Source organism: Rathayibacter tanaceti (assembly GCF_001634385.1).
Taxonomy (GTDB): domain Bacteria; phylum Actinomycetota; class Actinomycetes; order Actinomycetales; family Microbacteriaceae; genus Rathayibacter; species Rathayibacter tanaceti.
Genome location: NZ_LIIN01000300.1, coordinates 1 through 666 on the forward strand (window position 1 = coordinate 1; position 666 = coordinate 666).

Here is a 666-nt window from a genome sequence, read left to right on the forward strand (position 1 = left end):
CGTGCCCGCGGGGGCCCGGTTCGTGCGGGCCGACCGCGATCGCGACGAGGCGCTCGCTCCGGTGGCCGGGACCCGGTGGGACGCGGTCATCGACGTGGCGCGCCGGCCCGACCATGTGCGCCGTGCCGTTCGCGACCTCACGGCCGGCCGGTATCTGTTCGTCTCGACCACGAGCGTGTACGCCTCGCACGCCGATCCCGGAGCCGATGAGGACGCGGAGCTGCTGCCTCCGCTCGAGGACCCGGACGAGTACGGCTCGGCGAAGGCCGCCTGCGAGCAGGCCGTGCTCGCCGGATCCGCGCCTGCGCTGATCGCCCGCGCGGGTCTGCTGGGCGGCCCGGGCGACCCGACCGGCCGCTCCTCCTACTGGCCGTGGCGTTTCGCCGTCGGAGGCGCTGTGCTCGTCCCCGACGCTCCGGAGCTGCCGACCGCCGTCCTCGACGTCCGCGACCTCGCGGCGTGGCTGGTGCACTGCGCGGAGGAGGGCGCGGGCGGAGTGATGAACGTCGCCGGGCGCAGCATGCCGCTCGTCGAGCACCTGGCCCCTCGCGCGCGGCGACTCGCCCGCCGAGCCCGTCGCGGTGGCCGAGGAGTGGCTGCTCGCGCGCGGCGTGCAGCAGTGGGCGGGCCCGGATTCGCTGCCGCTCTGGATCGCCGACCCCGCGT

At 76.6% G+C, this 666-nt stretch carries 1 protein-coding gene; it reads left to right on the top strand.

Annotated features, from left to right (window positions below):
- Positions 1–666, top strand: a 666-nt coding sequence (locus ACH61_RS15750; protein ID WP_161489695.1) for an NAD-dependent epimerase/dehydratase family protein, incomplete at both ends; no start/stop codon positions are given.